This window comes from Oceanisphaera sp. (assembly GCF_052084945.1).
Lineage (GTDB): Bacteria > Pseudomonadota > Gammaproteobacteria > Enterobacterales > Aeromonadaceae > Oceanimonas.
In genome coordinates, this window is sequence record NZ_JBQDEX010000065.1 from 1 (window position 1) to 14,622 (window position 14,622).

A 14,622-nucleotide genomic window follows, 5' to 3' on the forward strand; every position below is an offset into this window, starting at 1 on the left:
TGACTATTCCCTATTCCCCCATCCCTAGTCCCCTGTTTAATAGATTGCCGCGTCGCTACGCTCCTCGCAATGACAACAAGAACAATGTTGAATGTTGAATGTTGGATTTTGAATGTTGAATTAACCGACAAACACTTAACACTGCTTTCGCTCTTACGCTGTCATTGCGAGCGCAGCGTGGCAATCCACCCTTCAGGCTCGTACCACCCTAAACATGGATTGCTGGGATTGGTGATTGGGGATTAGCACACCGCACTTGTCTGTCAGTGACTATTCCCTATTCCCCCATCCCTAGTCCCCTGTTTAATAGATTGCCGCGTCGCTACGCTCCTCGCAATGACAACAAGAACAATGTTGAATGTTGAATGTTGGATTTTGAATGTTGAATTAACCGACAAACACTTAACACTGCTTTCGCTCTTACGCTGTCATTGCGAGCGCAGCGTGGCAATCCACCCTTCAGGCTCGTACCACCCTAAACATGGATTGCTGGGATTGGTGATTGGGGATTAGGGATTAGCACACCGCGCTTGTCTGTCAGTGACTATTAACCCTCCCCCAATCCCTAGTCCCTGTTTAATAGATTGCCGCGTCGCTACGCTCCTCGCAATGACCAAGAACGGCACCCGGCACCAAGCTAAAGACAAACGATTTAGCTAGGCCAGTAAGGGCCCTAAGTTGCGCCCACCCAATAAATGCATATGAATATGGTACACCTCTTGGCCACTGTCGCCATTACAATTCATAATTAAACGGTAACCACTTTCCGCTATGCCCGCCTCTGCGGCAAGCTTACGCGCCACACTAAACAAACGACCTAAAGCAAGCTCATGCTCTGGCTCTATATCATTCACAGTAGGGATCAAAGTATTAGGAATAATCAAAATATGGGTGGGCGCTTGGGGGGAAATATCACGAAACGCCGTTACCAGTTCATCTTGATACAAGATATCAGAAGGTATTTCTTTACGAATAATTTTACTAAAAATAGTCTCTTCAGCCATGTCTAAACTCCTTTAATAATCACTCACCAAACCGCATCTTGAGGGTGGACCGCTCTGCTATTATAGCCGCTCTGCCATTCAATAAATGCATAAAAATATCTGCTACGCTCGCAGAACACTAATAAGCTCCCCCAATAGCAGGGCGTAGATGATCATACAGTGGAACCGCATCATTTAGCTCAGCTGCAGATAAACGCGGCGTCACCGCCCCTAAATTATTGCGACCACGCTGAATACTAGCTTTATTTAGCAGTTGCACATTAGGATATAAACGTCTTGCTTGGGCTAAAAGTTGCTGAGCCTCCTCTTCGTGTCCTGCATACCCTAGCGCCAGATAAGCATTATAATACACCCCTGCTCTTGGGGTATGACGCACAAAATGTCGAGCCCAATCGGCATACGCCAGCAGCGTGGCGCGATCTTGGTTCAACAATCCCTGAGTTAGCTGCCAGTGATGGCGATAAAACGCCACTCTATTATACCAAATCCAAGGATTAACCACCGCCGATAGCTGAGCTTCACTGTGTTGCTCGTTACGTGCGTACTGCGTTAATTGTTGCCCAGAATATAATCCAGACACCATAAACAATATGATCCCAAGCCCCCACCCCCTAATTGGCCACCGAGTCCAAGCAGCAGGGGCAGCTAATAAGCGCCGCTGACCGTATTGCGCATCCATGACATACACTAACACTAACACCATAAGCCAGTGTGGCACTGAGTGGTAAAAGGGAAACTCGGTTTGGCTATGAATAAAAATAGGTGACAAAACCCCACCCCACGCCATGCTGTGTGCAATGGGCAAACGGCACAACAAACGTAATACTAACGCACTGATAATGAGCAACCCAAGTAATGGCACCACTCCCCCTTCAATTGCCCATAATAAAAACTCATTATGGGGGTGTCCCATTTCAGTAAACAAAGGTTTAGCGCCAGGCGTTAACTCGCGCCAAGTGGCATAAGTCCGGTAAAATGCCGACTCAAAACTGCCATAGCCAAAGCCAAACCAAGGTTGATCTAACCACATGCGCACACCATGCGCGTAAATATCAAAGCGCCCATCGGCATCAGTATAAATACTTAAGCTGCGCTTACTCATATCAAACGCATCAAGGCCAAACATTCCCATTACAATGCCAAGGGGGATCAGCAGTAAGCTTGCCAGTAAGCGCTTAGAGCGATTTTTTAGCAGTGTTTGCCACAACAAAGGTTGTAATAAGACTAACCCTAACAGTAATCCCAACTGCCCAGCTCGTGACTGCAGCAATACCACCAAAATAGCGCCAGCCCCTAGCACATAAGAAAACCACATCGACTTTAATAAAAATCGATGTTTAGGGGTTTTCGCCTCGTGTAGCCATAAATAAATTGCCAACACCATGCCAGTGGCAACAAAGCTTGCCATCACATTACGATGTTGAAAAATACCATAAGGCGAGCGTACTTGTGTGTTATAGCCAAACCAGTTACCTGGCGCTAATACAAAAAACTGTATCATGCCTAACAAAATTTCAACGCTCACCGCCCCCAGTAAACAATACAGTAAATAGCGACGCCCCCGAGCATTAAAGCGACATTGTTGTAAGGCAAGGTAGCATAACAAACCGGCGACTAAGCCCAGCATACGCGGCAAAGCATGCTCGGCTACCGCATTATTCAAATAGAAAAAGGGAATCCACAATAAACTGGTTGCCAATACCGTGCCCAGCCAAAATTGACTGGTGAGTAAGCGCCGTTCTTGGCAATAATAAAGACCCAACAACGTGATTAGGCCAATAAAAAACCAGCCCATCACGTTAAAAGGTAACTGTAGGCCAATGCCAAAGAGGTGGGGTAAATAAAGGTGCATCGCCAATAAAGAGTAAACGGCCATACAAATTAGCACTACTTTAGCTAACCGTTCTTGTTTTAATAGGGGCGACAGTATCATTCAGCCTGTACTCGCGTGTTGAAACCATTTACAAAGCGCTACTTTACCCAAGCTAGGTACAAAAAGCAGGAGCCACACCACCTGTAACGGGCAGAACCTGCCACATGTAAACTATGACGCCCAGCCTCCGGTCATTGCGAGCGCAGCGCTGGGCGCTATATCTTAAAACTCAAACCGGTAGAACAAGTCTATTGCTTGATTTAAACCACTGGCCGCTTGCAGGTATAACCTAGGTAAGAGCTCATAACGTAACCGTAGCTCGCCAATAGATGAGAATACCCCTACCCCGTAGCCAATTTGTAATCCGGGTAATACATAAGCACTAATATTAACTTCCGTATCATCCCCACTGCCACCAGTATCTAACGACACATCTTGCAAGCCCAGCGCTTCACCAACGTTAGTCACCACGCCACCCACGGTACTCACCCCAACGCCTAGCAGCATAGACTGCACCAAAGCGTTACCGTCAGAATCACCGTCGCCGTCTAACCCTTTACCACGCAGTAAATAAGAGAGCTGTTCAGCTTGCGGCATGCTGGGTTCAGAAAAGACGTCCAGCTTTGGCTGATTAGCATTACCACTCACCTTTACCCCAACAGTAATCGTGCTATCAGACATACTTGAGGGGTTACGAATCGCTTCAACCCTAAGGTTAGGCACATCGAGCGGGCCACTAAATAAGATGCTGCCATAGCGAATCAATAAGTTTTGCCCATACGCTTTAAACTTACCTTCTATTAAGCGAATTTCACCGTTACTGCGCATGGGTTTATTAGGGGTTTGTACTATATTTAGCTTTCCCTCTAGGCGAGTATCTAGGCCAAAAGCCTCTAAGCGCACATCATCGGTTAAGCGCACTTGAATTCCCATTTCTAGGGGTAAACTTGGACCTGTTTCGGGCACCACTCCCGATGGCTTAACCACCACCACATCCGACGATAACCCTACGGCACTTTCTGGTAATTTTTTAACTTCGATGCGCGCCCAAGGAATCACAATTTCCCCTCTAACTTGCGCCTTTTCACCCAAAGTCACTCGCATATTGGGGCTTACTCGCACCCGTCCCATGCCCGGATAACCGGCCTCTAAATTTCGGCCTTTAAGGCGAATTTCACCATTAACGGGCAACTCACGCCAATCAAGTTCACCGTTAATATTTAATGGCCCATCACCCACTTTTAATTGCCCAACAATGCTCGCTTGCGAGCCTCTAATATCCAACTCAGTAGTAAAATCACGTACCGTGACCATATCAGAGTAGGTATCGACTTCACCGCCGCTTAGCTTAATATTGCCAAATAACAAAGGCGCTGTCAGGGTGCCCTCTAAACGCCCCTGCCCCGCCAAAGTCCCCTGCAAGCGGGCCACTTCAGGCAATAAAGGCGCCAGCCAATCTAATTTAAGCTGATCAATATTAAGATTGCCCGTTAGCGTGCGCTGATGACTTAAGTCAGCCACATTGGCCTTTAAGGTTAACTGGCCAAGCTGGGTTGAACGAAACGATAATGCTGACTGCAATCGATTATCAGACATATCACTGGTAAACGATAAGCTTTGGTAATCAAGCCTAGCGGAACTGCTAACAAAGGTACCGGCAGGAGTACTAACATTGGCATTAAGCTTAGGCACACCATCCTTCCACTCAAGCTTTACTTGACCTGCCAATATGGCTTCCCATGAAAAATCATCAGGAAAAAAAGGCTTAAGGCGGGCCAGATCTAAGTTGCGCATATTAAAGCCAAGCTTACCCTGCTCGGCACTGGCACGAATTGCATCAACACATAAAGAGGCGGTTTGCGATCCCCAACAATGAGGCTCAGCACGAAAAGTACTGTCTTGCACCGACATCACCCAAGGTTGCTGTAGCGACCAACGATCAAGAGGGCTATCAAGCACCCCTTTATGAAGACGCCCACGCCAACCACTGTCGCCGACACTGCCCGTTAATCCCAAATCAGCAGCAAGTGGATCGCCCTTAACGCTAAAATCTAATCGGTGACTAGCTTGTGTGCCAGATCCGGCAAGCACTAATGAGTTCATAGTCATGCTGCCTGCGCGAATGCGGTCTATGGTAAAGTTCACTTTTCCCGCTAAGTTTTCGCCCAAGGTAGCGTTTGCCTGCAGGCCAATATCACGCGCTTCATTATCATTAAACCCAGCTTTGTTGCCGTTAATATTAGCCTGTATTTCTGGGGCAGCTAATGCACCGCGCACTTTAATGTCGCCGGCTAAATCACCGTATAACCCAGGCGCATATACAGCTAAATTAGGCGCAGACAATGCACCGTTAAGTTGCCAACGGTCACTTATCTCACCACTTACCGTTAGCGCATTGTCACCGTTTGTCAGTTGTAATTGATTAATTTGCCCTTGTAAGGCCTGGTCTAAAGACACTTGGCCGGTAAGCGACAAGGGATAATCACGCAGTGAGCCTGTAATATCAGTCGTAGCGTCAAGCTGCCATTGCTCACCTTGCAACGCAAATTGGGTGGCTAACTCCCCCTGTAACTGCCCATCCATGCCTGCTACAAACGCCCCAGGATCAACATCGACAAGAGCCAACACACCTTGCCAATTAATGCCATCATTCCAGCTAACATTACCATTAACGCTGGCTTCACCTTTAGGCAAAGTCAGGGTAAATGGCGCAATTTGGGCTTGGTTTAAGTCACCATTAGCTGCCAATGTAAGACCCACAGTCGGTAAGTCGGGCCCTATGGCCTCACTGGTTAAACTTAGGCTGTACTCTTCTAGCCGTCCATTGAGTCTTAGTTTGCCTTGCTCTAGTCGCCACTGTGGATCATTAAATGGCCAGCCCAGCTGTTGCCAGTCCACCGACAAGTCAAAAGGCAGTTTAGGATCAAGTGGCTCGGCAGACAGCGCCGCATGCGCTTTAAGCACCCCACCCAACACCAATTTACCCTTCAACTTAGCCAAGCTATCTGACAAGGTTAATGCCACACTTTGACCGTCTAATTGACCATCCATTAGCGGCTTGCGCACCACGCCATTTAGTGCCAAATTAAGCGGGTAATCGTCGACTAAAGTCAGGCTCCCCCCCAGTGTGAGCACTGCCATTTCATGATCAAGCTCGGCATTAATAATATTAATGGTACTGTCTTTACCTTCTATCTCTAACGCAACCCCATGCAAGGCTTGTACTTGGCCATGTTGAATCAGTTGGCTATTGGTTAGCTTAAAATCACGTAACTTAATAGGAAATGGCAGCACAACTTCTGGCAGCACCAAGGCCTCAGCCACATTATCATTCGCGGGTTCTACAGGTGCAGGAGCATCATTATTACTATTTAAAGTAAGTGTTAGGCCATCCATATTGGGGCCGGTAATCACCATGGCCTCGTTATCCCAGTGCATAGCCACCTGCAAGTGTTGCCAAGCAATGGTTTGCCCAGGAAGAGATATTTTAACGTTATTAGCTTGAATGTTATCAAGATCAACCCGTACCGGGGGGCTAAATTGACCCAACGGCTCGCTTGGCTCGTCTTCTTTAGCATCAGCAATATGTTTAATCGTCACTTCAATGTCTTCGGCAACCAGCTCTTGTAGCCAAAACCGCCGTTCAAGCAGCTTACCTAATTGCCAGCCCACATTGATATCACGCGCCGAAAACGCCAGCGAGTCTTGTTCAAAATGTAACTCACTAAAATGCCAACCTCGGCCCAGCTGGCCCGACTCTAACGTGCCATCAAGCCCAGACACTTGCTCTTTGGCTATCCCCCATAACCATTGATTACCCAACTGAGTAAACAAGAGGCTAAAGAGCAACATCAGTAGTAAACATAGCCCCACCACAAAGGCACTTATTATTCGGGTGAGCATCATAATTCAGGCCCTAAGGTAAAGTGAATGCGCATAGGAACATGCTCTTCTGACACGCCAAATGCTAAGTCGACACGAACTGGCCCCACAGGGGTTTGCCAGCGCACACCTAAACCGGTGCCCACTTTCCAAGATTCAGTGTAATCATTTGTGGCAGTACCTGTGTCTACAAAGGTGGCCAATCGCCATTTTTCAGCCACTTTATAATCATACTCAAGGCTGAGCGCTGTTGCATACTTAGCACCCAAACGATCGCCATTATCATCTACTGGCGTAATTGACTGGTAACTAAAGCCACGTACCGTCATATCACCACCGGTAAAAAAACGCAGAGAAGGCGGTAACTCATCCACTTCATCAACCCACACCGCCCCTTGCTCAGCTCGGGCAATCACACGTTGGCCTTTACCCACAGTGCGTAACCATTTAGTTCGACCAAATAAGCGAATAAAACGAGTGTCAGATCCCCACCAAGGCTCAGAAAGCTCTAAGGTTGCAAGTTGCGCATCTCCCCATACCGGGTTTAAACCGCCGCGTACTCGTGTGCGCTTATAAGACACCCCAGGTATCAGCAAAAAGCTTTCATCTTCTTGCTTACCTTGGGTATAAGACTCAAATTCAGAGCGAATAAACACATCCCGCGTCCAATCACCAATGTCTTTATCCCAGCGGTGAATTGACGCCACAATACGGTCACTTTTGGTGTCATCCTGATCAAGCATTTGATAGCCCCCCTGCACCGTATAGTAATTCTCTAACGGGTTATCACGAGGAATTTTATAGATAACACTAATGTCTTGCTTTGGTTCAGATATTTTAAGGTTAGTTTGCAAGCTGTGGCCTAAACTGTTTATCCACGGTTTATCCCAACTAGTCGAGATTCTCGGCCCTTCATCGGTGGAAAAGCCAATGCCCACCTCAACCTCATTATCAGCTTTAGCACGCAACACGACCGACATGGGAATTTCATGCTGCTCATTCGCACTCCCTACTAAAGGCTGTATTTCTACACGACGAAAATACTCTGTACTCGATAAAGAGCGGCTTAAGTCAGACACTTTATTGGCTAAAAAAGGCTCGCCTGCGGTTATATCAACTAACGGATCTAATAATCGAGCTACGGGTCTATCACTATCAATTTGTAACTCACCAAATTTATAGCGCGGGCCTGAATTAAAAATCAAATTAACGTCAGCTGCGTGATCTGCTGGGTGTACCTGCACTTGGTGCTGCTGATATTGTGCGTCAAAGTAGCCTCGCGTTAGCGCAAGACTCAACAAGCTGGCTTTGGTTTTTTCATAAGTATCATGTTGAAATACATCGTCTTGATGCAAAGACAACTGACTGACCAACGAGGCAAACTGCGGGTCGGTTTGTGAGTCACCTTTAAGCTCAATATTAAGCGTGCGAATACGTACAGGCTGTCCCGCCTGTACATTTACCGTCACGCGCTTAGGCCTGTCTTTATCAGGAATAATTTCAATATCTGGGCTGTAATAGCCAAGGGCTTGCAGGCTGGTTATTACAGCCTCTTGAATATCTTTACGAAAGCGGGGAAGTTGCTCAACCTTAATGGGTGGCAACTGCTTGAGATATACTTGGGTGTTGTCTTTTAAATCGCCTTTTAGGCCGGTTAATTTAAAGCTGACGTCATCAGCCTTCACATTCAGGCTGAGCAGTAACAAGACCAGTAGCCCCCATGCTCCTCGATTCATAGTGCACCCTAATGGTTGTAGATTATGTCGCTTCAAACTGTATTGGCTACCCAGATAGTTGATAAGATTGGCGAAAGCAACTCACCTCATAAAGACAGCTTATTGTAAGACGTTATCGAAAAATAGTCGTGTTCGTCTTTTTGTTTTTTGTGCATACCACGGCATTTAGCAACAAAAAAGGCGCAAAAGACATATTTTTCAAATAGTATGCCTTTATTATTGGCAATAAAGCACGCCACACTCTGCTTATTGCCCAGGTTGGTCTTTTGTTTGGAGCAATAATGCGCCCCTGTTGTGATACCTACTCGTTATTAGGCTTTGCCGGTTTTAGTGGCAGTGGAAAAACCACTTTATTACGCCAATTAGTCAGCTTGCTTACCCAACGTCAACTGCGGGTGGGCATTATTAAGCATACTCACCATGATGTAGAGCAAGACCAAGCAGGCAAAGACAGCTTTGAACTGCGTCATGCCGGCGCCAGCCAATGTTTATTAGCTGGGCCGCAACGCAGCATTCTCACCTTTGAAAACCCTCAACCCCAAGAGCCTAGTTTAGCAGAGTCATTGGCACGCCTTAATACAGACCAACTTGACTTAGTGCTTGTTGAAGGCTTTCGTGAGGCCCCCATCCAGAAAATTGAAATACACAGGCCCAGCCATCACAAACCTTTACTCTGTCTACAAGACGCGCATATTTTGGCCGTGGCCACCGACCATCCCCAATTAGTTGCCCCTGTGCCTGTGCTGGATTTAAACAATGCCAATGCCATAGCCGATACTATTGTGCAGTGGTGGCAGGCAGGAACTTTGCAACAGCCTGCGCATGAACATCACGCTCGCTAGGGTAGCCACACATTCGCCGATAATTGCCATAAAGCAAAAAATGTTTTTGATAATATTGCTGATGACGTTCGTCGGCGGGGGTAAAGCTATTAGCAGATAAGATACGCGTTTTAACCTGTTGATCTTGCCCTAAGGCTAGGGTGGCACGACTTTGCTGCGCAAGCCGACGCTGAAAAGCCGTTTGCACATAAATAGCTGGGCTATATTGTTGTCCTCGATCACAATATTGCCCTTTACCGTCGAAAGGGTCGATAGCAGCCCAGTATAAGGTCAGCAGTTCACCATAATTAACCTGCTGCGGGTCGTACTCTAGCCATACAGCTTGCCGGCGGAGAGAACGACTGGGCGTTTGCATCCAACCTACCTTTATCTCTTTAATGCCTAGGCGAGATGCAAACAGCGCCTCCATCACCCAAAAACTTCCACCGGCAAAAACGGCCTGCGCCCCTGATACCGACAAAGGAAAACCGAGCACCACACCCACTAATACGCGTATTATGTTTTTTGTAAGCACGTATTTAATCCTTAAGCACGGCGTTATGCGCTGCTTATTGAATGCTGAATGTTAAGCTAAGCGCTGATTACTTTAGGCGTTCGACTTTTACCTTAACCACACCGTCGTGCTTCATCTTTAACTGACGCGCGGCCTGCTCCGACACATCAATCACTCGGCCTTTGGCATAAGGGCCACGGTCATTAATGCGCACCACAACCGATTTATCATTTTTCAAGTTAGTCACTCTAACCCGAGTGCCAAACGGTAAGGTGCGATGAGCAGCCGTCAGTATATTTTTATTAAAAACTTCACCGCTAGCCGTTTTTCGACCGTGAAAGCGCCCACCATAATAAGAGGCCTTACCTTGCTGCGTACTCACAACAGCTGATGGCCCAAATGCCTTCGCAGAGCCCGGAGCACTCGCACAAGACTGCAGCAATACCAGCAGCAACAAGGCCGCTATTTTTTTAATGCATATCACATTACTCACCTGTTAACTGCGTTAAGAGAGAAGCCCCCCACCACTGATAAGTATCACAGTTATGTGGCGCTTCACCCGTGTTTGCTCATATCAAACTTAACAGCTCATCACACTTGATATGCCGACTCCGGTACCTGACAGTTTTCACCGGTTAGCTCAGGTATCGCTTTGCCCATATCCAGCGCCTTACCAATATCGTCAATTTCTTGTTGATGCGCACGACGTAGCTTTTTGCGTAATTTACCCATCACAAAACGACGAATTTCATCTTCATCTTCCAATAATAAGCCCGCCACTTTAACCGGCTTACGGGTTTCTTCACTTAATGCCACCATCGTAAAATAGGACGTATTGGTATGTTTTACCGTGCCTTCACGAAAGTTTTCTGATTCAACTTTAATACCCACTTCCATCGAGCTTGAACCCACATAGTTAACGGACGCATACAATGTGAGCAAATCCCCCACTTCTACCGGGTTCATAAAATCAACCGAATCTACCGATGCGGTAACGCAGTAGCCTTTGCAATGGGAGGCCGCACAGGTATATGCAATTTTATCCATTAGCCCTAAAATAACCCCACCGTGTACCTTGCCACCAAAGTTGGCATAAGAAGGCACCATCAGCTCTTTGAGGATCACCTGCGACGACTTAACGGTACTAAACTGTGCTTTATTCATTACTTCACCTAATTAATTCGCTTAAATTTGATACACTTTTATTCGCTTGCCCTCGCACTCAACAGGGTTAAGCACGGTCAACAGTCCATCGCCTTGGCAGTAATAAAGAAGATAACACACAGAGTATATCAATGGGCGAATACAATCAGCCAGCACAGAGGTACGCTTAGTAGCAATAAGCCCCTATTGTGCTTACTTTAGGTTAAGCCGCACCTTTACAATCCATGCCGCACTAGCAAATTTGGCTCAAGGTGCTTTTGTTATCACAGCATCACGCTCGTAATAATGCTGTTTGTCTAGATACATATTTTGATCGGCTCGGTGCAATAATGCCTGAGCCGTATTGCCATCATCCGGGTAAACAGCAGCCCCCTGACTGACATGACACAAAAGTACATGGTGTTGAATATAAAAAGGCGCCTTCATGGTCGCCTCAATGCGGCCCATACATTGTTGCAACTCATTCATATCGTTAACCTGAGTCAGCAAGGCCACAAACTCGTCTCCCCCCACCCGCGCCAACGTATCAGACTCGCGCAATAAGGCGTTAAGTCGCAAGGCCACTTTCTGTAATAAACAATCGCCCACGTCATGACCGTAAGTATCATTTATTTTTTTAAATTCATTTAAATCAATAAATAAAACCCCCAAGGGGATGTGCGTTCGCTGCGCAAGGGCAATGGCTTGCTTCATGCGGTCTTGCAGCATGGCACGGTTAGCCAACCCGGTAAGGCTGTCGTGATGTGCTAAATAATGCATTTTTTGTTCGGCCGACTTACGGGCAGAAATATCAGTCAGCATATTCAGTGTGGCGGGTTTACCTTCCCATACAATGGCAACCCCACTGAGCTCAATGGGATAGCTGTTGCCGTTTTTACGCAAAAATAGGCTCTCATAACGTTGTGGCGATGCCTTTCCAGCTAAGCGACGTAGATAATTTTCCATCATAACGTCCCGTGCAGAGGGAGCAATTAAAGGCATAAAAGAAGGTAAAGCTTTTAGTTCATCTTCGCTATATCCACTCATTTCGCACATACGCGGGTTAAGATAAACCAAGCGTTTGTTTTGCACCACGGCAATGCCTTCATGGGCCGTTTCAACTAAATAGCGAAAAGAGTTAGCGTTTTCACTCAGCTTTTGTATTAACGCTCGCTGGCGATACAGCTTATTACGATAATACCTAATCAAAAATGCGGCTACAGCCAGCAAAGCCAGCCATATTCCCCAAAACCAATACGGGTTAATCCAGTAGCCCGCCTCTGTGACAATTAAAGGCATATTTAATACGCTACGCTCCATGTATACTTTCCATATGCTATTTTATGCTGAGTTTATATCAGCATAATGTCACGTTTTCAACGAGCATCATTGCCGTCTGCTCGGCGGTTAGTGTCTTTCTTAAACCTCATGGCAGTCAAAAAAATGTCGAGCCATGGCTCGACACCCCACTAACAAGTACGCATCCTTTTCGCCCTTGTTAGCCGATTGAAATCAACTCTACACAAACCATAAAACCTGATCAGTTAGTGTTCCAGATTGGTAGCAAATCGTTATCGCAGTATTAAGCATCAACCGCAAGCATAATGCTTGAAGCTTTAACCAAGGCTTGTGCCTTAACGCCCTCAGCCAGTGCTAAACGCTCAGTACTGTCTTTTGTGATAATAGCCGCAACCGTTACACCTTGGCCTAAGTCTAGGCTCACTTCACTGTTTACCGCACCAGCTGTAACACCCGATATGACACCGGCTAATTGATTGCGTGCCGACGTTTTAATGGCGTCACCTGTCACTAGCATCACACTAGAAGCCTTAATCACCGCATACGCTGTTTTACCCACTTTTAAGTCCAGGTTATTAACACTGGCGGCCGTAATAATGGCAGTCACTAGCTGTTGGTTTTCAAGTTGTAGCGTCACTTCACTGTTTACTGCACCCGCAGTAATCACTGTAATCGTACCTTTAAGTTGGTTACGTGCGCTTAGTTTCATTATTTTTATCCTGTGCTGTCATGATTAAAGAGCGCATTGGAGCAAAAATAGAGTATTAACTCAACTGATAAAGCACAAAGCCTCCGCTACGATAAAAGCCGCTTCAGGCTGATGAATACTTATCGCTAAATTTCTTATACAATAGGCGCCATTTTATTGGTTATTTTTATCAGCGGAGCAGTCACTTGGTGCAACAACCCGAACAGTTTAAAGATCTTGGTTTAGACAACCGTCTAATGGCCGCACTAGACCATCAAGGGTTACACACCCTGACAGAGATTCAAGATAAAGCGATTCCTGTGATATTAACCGGCCACGATCTCATTGCCTCCTCTAAAACAGGTTCAGGTAAAACCTTGGCCTTTTTGTTGCCCGCACTGCAACGGTTGATTAAAACCAAAGCCTTAAGTAAACGCGATCCCAGAGCTCTAATTTTAGCCCCCACCCGCGAGCTGGCTAAACAGGTATACGAACAACTACGCTCACTCACCAGCGGCAACGCCATCAATATCGCCCTGCTACTGGGTGGCGAAAACTTTAACGATCAAATAAAACTGTTGCGCCGACAACCTCAAGTGATTGTCGCCACTCCAGGTCGATTGGCTAATCACTTAACATCACGCTCACTCATGCTCAATGGCCTTGAGTTATTGATTATGGATGAAGCCGATCGCATGCTCGACTTAGGCTTTGCCAAAGAACTAAATCAGATTAATGAAGCCGCAGATCATAGACGCCGCCAAACCTTAATGTTTTCGGCCACCCTCGATCATGCCCAAGTCAATGACATGGCCAATACCTTATTACGCTCCCCAAAACGCATTGCCGTAGGAGCCGCTAACGCTGAACATCTAGATATAGAAAAGCGCTTTTATTTGTGTGATCACCTCGATCATAAGCAAGCATTGTTACAGCATATTTTAACCACCCAGCCTTATCAGCAGGCCATTATTTTTACGGCCACACGTGCTGATACCGAGCGCTTATCCAGCTTACTACAAGCACAAGGCCTTAATACAACTGCGCTTAGCGGTGATATGAGCCAATCTGAACGTAACCGCATTATGGATAGCTTTAGCCGAGGCCAGCAAAAAGTGCTGATCACCACAGATGTGGCCTCACGAGGCTTAGATCTATTACAAGTGTCTTTGGTGGTTAACTTTGATATGCCAAAGCAAGCTGAAGAATATGTGCACCGTATTGGTCGTACTGGCCGAGCAGGAGCCAAAGGCTTAGCGCTGTCTTTAGTGGGTCCTAAAGATTGGGATGCCTTTAAACGCGTAGAGCGCTTTTTGCAGCAAGAGGTTAGCTTTATGACTTTTGAAGGTCTAATAGGCAAATTTAAAGGCATTAGGCCTAACAAGAAAAAAGCCACTGCCCAACCGCCTAAAGGCAAGGGTTATCAGGGAAAAGGGGCTCCCAACGCCTATAAGCCAGCTAACAAGCCCACTAAACCCGCCAAAGCCTTAAAAGATCGCAGTGATCGTTTAGCCCCCGGCACAGGCCTAGGCTCCCACGACGGCATGGCCCCGCTAAAGCGCAAAAAACCAAACTAAACCAAAGCGAAAAGATAGCTGAGAGCTGGAAGCTGGAAGCTGGAAGCTGGAAGCTGGAAGCTGGAAGCTGGAAGCTGGAAGCTGG

General features: G+C 46.7%; 11 protein-coding genes. 2 read left to right on the plus strand and 9 right to left on the minus strand.

Annotation, left to right across the window (positions count from 1 at the left end):
- Positions 1-656: 656 nt before the first annotated feature.
- The 4 genes from hinT to tamA form a co-directional block, all read right to left on the minus strand.
- Complete coding sequence (hinT, locus tag ACTHY5_RS07405; protein WP_441878268.1) at positions 657-1,004, minus strand: purine nucleoside phosphoramidase; 348 nt, start codon at positions 1,002-1,004, stop codon at positions 657-659.
- Positions 1,005-1,122: 118 nt separating this feature from the next.
- Positions 1,123-2,937: a Wzy polymerase domain-containing protein gene (locus tag ACTHY5_RS07410; RefSeq protein WP_441878270.1), complete on the minus strand. Its 1,815-nt coding sequence runs from the start codon at positions 2,935-2,937 to the stop codon at positions 1,123-1,125.
- 162 nt (positions 2,938-3,099) lie between these two features.
- The gene (gene tamB, locus ACTHY5_RS07415; protein WP_441878272.1) at positions 3,100-6,783 is read right to left on the minus strand and encodes an autotransporter assembly complex protein TamB; all 3,684 of its coding nucleotides are present in this window, start codon (positions 6,781-6,783) and stop codon (positions 3,100-3,102) included.
- On the minus strand, positions 6,780-8,495 hold the full coding sequence (gene tamA / locus ACTHY5_RS07420) for an autotransporter assembly complex protein TamA (protein ID WP_441878274.1): 1,716 nt from the start codon (positions 8,493-8,495) through the stop codon (positions 6,780-6,782). Before tamA ends, tamB begins: the two co-directional genes overlap by 4 nt.
- 281 nt (positions 8,496-8,776) lie before the next feature.
- Here tamA and mobB point away from each other — a divergent pair, with 281 nt between their 5' ends.
- Complete coding sequence (gene mobB / locus ACTHY5_RS07425; RefSeq protein ID WP_441878276.1) at positions 8,777-9,337, plus strand: molybdopterin-guanine dinucleotide biosynthesis protein B; 561 nt, start codon at positions 8,777-8,779, stop codon at positions 9,335-9,337.
- Here mobB and ACTHY5_RS07430 read toward each other — a convergent pair.
- The 5 genes from ACTHY5_RS07430 to ACTHY5_RS07450 form a co-directional block, all read right to left on the minus strand.
- Positions 9,273-9,851: a peptide-methionine (S)-S-oxide reductase MsrA gene (locus ACTHY5_RS07430; RefSeq protein ID WP_441878278.1), complete on the minus strand. Its 579-nt coding sequence runs from the start codon at positions 9,849-9,851 to the stop codon at positions 9,273-9,275. The two genes, mobB and ACTHY5_RS07430, sit on opposite strands and share 65 nt — an antisense overlap.
- A 67-nt stretch (positions 9,852-9,918) precedes the next feature.
- Complete coding sequence (locus ACTHY5_RS07435) at positions 9,919-10,314, minus strand: septal ring lytic transglycosylase RlpA family protein (protein WP_441878280.1); 396 nt, start codon at positions 10,312-10,314, stop codon at positions 9,919-9,921.
- A 107-nt stretch (positions 10,315-10,421) separates the two neighbouring features.
- On the minus strand, positions 10,422-10,994 hold the full coding sequence (locus tag ACTHY5_RS07440; RefSeq protein WP_441878282.1) for an acyl-CoA thioesterase: 573 nt from the start codon (positions 10,992-10,994) through the stop codon (positions 10,422-10,424).
- 246 nt (positions 10,995-11,240) lie between these two features.
- The gene (locus ACTHY5_RS07445; protein ID WP_441878284.1) at positions 11,241-12,293 is read right to left on the minus strand and encodes a diguanylate cyclase domain-containing protein; all 1,053 of its coding nucleotides are present in this window, start codon (positions 12,291-12,293) and stop codon (positions 11,241-11,243) included.
- Between the two features lie 262 nt (positions 12,294-12,555).
- Positions 12,556-12,981 carry a TOBE domain-containing protein gene (locus tag ACTHY5_RS07450; RefSeq protein ID WP_441878286.1) on the minus strand — a complete coding sequence of 142 codons (426 nt, stop codon included), beginning with the start codon at positions 12,979-12,981 and terminating at the stop codon, positions 12,556-12,558.
- Positions 12,982-13,169: 188 nt separating this feature from the next.
- Between ACTHY5_RS07450 and ACTHY5_RS07455 the strand changes: the two genes are divergently transcribed.
- Positions 13,170-14,537, plus strand: a complete 1,368-nt coding sequence (locus ACTHY5_RS07455; RefSeq protein WP_441878288.1) for a DEAD/DEAH box helicase — start codon at positions 13,170-13,172, stop codon at positions 14,535-14,537.
- Positions 14,538-14,622: the final 85 nt, after the last annotated feature.

Excerpts from the sequence above, each read along its gene's own strand:
- tamB (WP_441878272.1), bottom strand. The coding sequence starts at position 6,783 with ATGATGCTCACCCGAATAATAAGTGCCTTTGTGGTGGGGCTATGTTTA.
- tamA (WP_441878274.1), bottom strand. The coding sequence starts at position 8,495 with ATGAATCGAGGAGCATGGGGGCTACTGGTCTTGTTACTGCTCAGCCTG.
- mobB (WP_441878276.1), top strand. The coding sequence starts at position 8,777 with ATGCGCCCCTGTTGTGATACCTACTCGTTATTAGGCTTTGCCGGTTTT.
- ACTHY5_RS07445 (WP_441878284.1), bottom strand. The coding sequence starts at position 12,293 with ATGGAGCGTAGCGTATTAAATATGCCTTTAATTGTCACAGAGGCGGGC.
- ACTHY5_RS07450 (WP_441878286.1), bottom strand. The coding sequence starts at position 12,981 with ATGAAACTAAGCGCACGTAACCAACTTAAAGGTACGATTACAGTGATT.
- ACTHY5_RS07440 (WP_441878282.1), bottom strand. The coding sequence starts at position 10,994 with ATGAATAAAGCACAGTTTAGTACCGTTAAGTCGTCGCAGGTGATCCTC.
- hinT (WP_441878268.1), bottom strand. The coding sequence starts at position 1,004 with ATGGCTGAAGAGACTATTTTTAGTAAAATTATTCGTAAAGAAATACCT.
- ACTHY5_RS07410 (WP_441878270.1), bottom strand. The coding sequence starts at position 2,937 with ATGATACTGTCGCCCCTATTAAAACAAGAACGGTTAGCTAAAGTAGTG.